Source organism: Microbacterium sp. UBA3394 (genome assembly GCF_002358725.1).
Classification (GTDB): domain Bacteria; phylum Actinomycetota; class Actinomycetes; order Actinomycetales; family Microbacteriaceae; genus Microbacterium; species Microbacterium luteum.
Genome location: NZ_DEPK01000118.1, coordinates 1,135 through 4,031, shown reverse-complemented (window position 1 = coordinate 4,031; position 2,897 = coordinate 1,135). Strand labels below are relative to the sequence as shown.

The following is a 2,897-nucleotide window of genomic DNA, read 5'->3' as shown; positions in this document are numbered from 1 at the left end:
CCGTAGGCGAGGGTGATGATCCAGCCGTCACGGGAGAGGTCCGCCAGCTGGTAGTGCACCCGCCGGTCGGGAATCCACCCCCTCGCTTGGGGCGCGTCCAGGCGCACGTGCTCGCCGCGAACGCGGGTTCCGCGTCCGTCCGCGTCGCGGACGGCCTGCACGCGGGTCCAGTGCCGCACGAGGGCCTCGACGTCGTTCTCATCGAAGAGATGGGAGTGACGCTGCATCTCGTGCAGCGTGGCGTCGTCGGGCCGGTTGTCGCGAAGGTCCAGTCCCAGCGGCACCGCGGGGTCGGCGACGGCGACGACCGTCGCGGCACGGAAGTTCGCGTTCCGGATGCCGAGCGGCACGTCGGCCCCGTCGACCTCGGCGATCAGCTGCGTGTGGAAGCCGAACTGTGCCGGCGCCTCGCGCTCGACGCGCACCTTCTTCGGCTCCAGACCCAGGTGATCGGCGACGATCTCCCGTGCGAGGGCGCGCTTGCGGTCGTGCTCGCTCATCGCCGGGTCCCAGCCCAGTCGCATCGCGATCCCCTCCGGGGCATCCAGGACCACCGATTCCATGAGACCTCCTCGCTCGATGCCTCCATCCTGCCGCGCCGGGTCGCGGGAAGGAACCGTCGTCCCGGCGCGTGGGCGAGATCACCGCTTCGGAGCAGTGCCACACTGGGGCCATGGCGAGGCGTGCGACGGTCGTGGGCAGCGGCCCGAACGGGCTCGCCGCGGCGGTCTCGCTCGCGCGCGCCGGCTACGACGTCCACGTGCTCGAGGCCTCGAGTGCCATCGGCGGCGGCGTGCGCACGGCCGGCCTCACCCTGCCCGGGGTGCGGCACGACGTCGGGTCGGCGGTGCATCCGGCGGCGCGAAGCTCGCCGTTCTTCCGCGCGTTCGGGCTCGGCGAGCGCATCGAGTGGATCACGCCGGAGGCCTCCTACGCGCAGCCGCTCGACGGCGGACGGGCGGCGATCGCGTGGCATGACCTCGACCGCACGGTGGACGATCTCGGGGCCGGAGGTGCCGCCTACCGCAGGCTGATCGAGCCGTTGTCCCGTCGCATCCACGAGCTGGTGGCGGTCACCGGCGACCAGCTCCTGCGGGTGCCGCGTCATCCCCTCGTGATGGCGGGGTTCGGAGCAGGGATGCTTCTGACGGGCACGAAGGCCGGGCAGACGACGTTCTCCGCCGACGTCCAGGCTCTGCTCGCGGGCGTGCTCGCGCACGGGAACACCCCTCTCCCTTCCCTGGCCGCTGCCGCTTCCGGCCTGTTCCTCGCCGCGCACGCACACACCCCCGAAGGGTGGTCTCTCCCGCGCGGTGGAGCACAGCGGATCGCCGACGCGCTCGCCGACGACCTGAGAGCACACGGTGGCAGCGTCGAGACGGGGTCTCACGTGCGAAGCCTCGCCGACCTGGATTGGGGCGACCCGGGCGCCGGCGACCTGCTGCTGCTGGACACCGCCCCACGGCTGCTGCTGACCCACCCGGACATCCCCGACCGCTATGCCCGCGCGATCCGCGCCTACCGGCACGGGTCGGCGGCCGCGAAGGTCGATTTCGCTCTGGACGGCCCCGTGCCATGGGCGGCGGCCGACGTCGAACGCGCCCCCACGGTGCACCTCGGCGGCACACGGGCAGAGGTCGAGGCAGGTGAGAACGCGGTGGCAGCCGGCCGGATCCCCGAGCATCCGTACGTGCTCGCCGTGCAGCCCACCGTGGTCGACTCCTCGCGCGCCCCGGACGGCACGCATGTGCTGTGGGCCTACATCCACGTGCCGCCGGCGTCGACGCTCGATCCGACGGAGCCGGTGACCCGACAGGTCGAGCGGTTCGCGCCGGGATTCCGTCGCCTCGTGCGGGCCTCGCATGCGGTGACGGCCGCCGAGCGCTCCCGCGTGAACCCGTCGGACATCGACGGCGACATCCTCGGCGGCGCGTTCACCCTCGCGCAGGCGGTACGCCGCCCGGTCGTCTCACGCACGCCGTGGCGCACACCGATGCCCGGTGTGTACCTCGCGTCGGCGTCGACGCCGCCGGGGCCGGGGGTCACGGGCATGCCCGGATGGCGCGCCGCCCGCCAGGCGCTCACCGATCGGACCGGCGTGCCGGTCTCGCTCGACGATCTCTTCGGCTGACCGCGAAGCCTACGACCGCGAGAAGGCGGCGCGGAGGAGGAAGAAGACGACGAGCGCCACGATCGCGACGATGACGAGCTTGAACAAGAAGACGATCGCCGTGAAGACGAACTCGACGAGGATCCAGGCGATGACCACCGCCGCGATGACGCCGAGAATGGTCCAGATCGTGCTTTTGGTCATGTCCTCCAGCCTACGTGCCGGGAGCCGCATCACGTGATCGAGGCCACACCCTGCCGCAGCGTGCTGGGCCCCTCGCGGGTGGCTTCCACGACCAGCTGCGCGGGGATCTGCTCCTTCATGGCCGCGACGTGGCTGATGAGGCCCACGGTGCGTCCGCCCTGGCGGAGCTCGTCGAGCGTGCGCATCGCGAGGTCGAGCGTCTCGGCGTCGAGGGAACCGAAGCCCTCGTCGATGAAGAGGGTGTCCAGGCGGACCCCGCCCGAGCGGGATGTGACCACTTCGGCGAGACCGAGCGCGAGAGCCAGCGAGGCGAGGAAGGTCTCCCCGCCCGACAGCGACTGCGCGGGACGGGCCTGTCCGGTGTGTGCGTCGAGCACGGTGAGGCCGAGACCGCTGGATGCGCCGCGGGCCGCGACGGCATCGCTGTGCCGGAGCGTGTAGCGACCGGATGACATCTCGGACAGGCGCAGGTTGGCCGCCTCGACGATCTCCTCCAGCTCGGCGGCGAGCACGAAGGATTCCAGCGACATGCGGTGGGTATTGGGGGCGCGGCCCGCCACGGTGTTCGCGAGCCGCGCGATCA

General features: G+C 72.0%; 4 protein-coding genes. 1 reads left to right on the top strand and 3 read right to left on the bottom strand.

The genetic code is table 11. The annotated features are described in order from the left end of the window. The coding region (locus B4E30_RS07390) for a hypothetical protein (protein ID WP_286794382.1) at window positions 1-563 on the bottom strand (563 nt) is incomplete at its 3' end. Between the two features lie 110 nt (window positions 564-673). Here B4E30_RS07390 and B4E30_RS07385 point away from each other — a divergent pair. After that, window positions 674-2,131, top strand: a complete 1,458-nt coding sequence (locus B4E30_RS07385; RefSeq protein ID WP_194384653.1) for a phytoene desaturase family protein — start codon at window positions 674-676, stop codon at window positions 2,129-2,131. Window positions 2,132-2,140: 9 nt separating this feature from the next. Here the strand turns inward: B4E30_RS07385 and B4E30_RS07380 are convergent, their stop codons facing one another. Both B4E30_RS07380 and B4E30_RS07375 read right to left on the bottom strand, forming a co-directional pair. Then, on the bottom strand, window positions 2,141-2,314 hold the full coding sequence (locus tag B4E30_RS07380; protein ID WP_176759383.1) for a hypothetical protein: 174 nt from the start codon (window positions 2,312-2,314) through the stop codon (window positions 2,141-2,143). Window positions 2,315-2,343: 29 nt separating this feature from the next. Next, window positions 2,344-2,897 (bottom strand): SbcC/MukB-like Walker B domain-containing protein (locus B4E30_RS07375; protein WP_286794380.1); only part of this gene is annotated, 554 nt, incomplete at its 5' end.

Bases quoted from the DNA above. Each gene is read 5' to 3' on its own strand.
- B4E30_RS07385 (WP_194384653.1), top strand. From the start codon at position 674: ATGGCGAGGCGTGCGACGGTCGTGGGCAGCGGCCCGAACGGGCTCGCC.
- B4E30_RS07380 (WP_176759383.1), bottom strand. From the start codon at position 2,314: ATGACCAAAAGCACGATCTGGACCATTCTCGGCGTCATCGCGGCGGTG.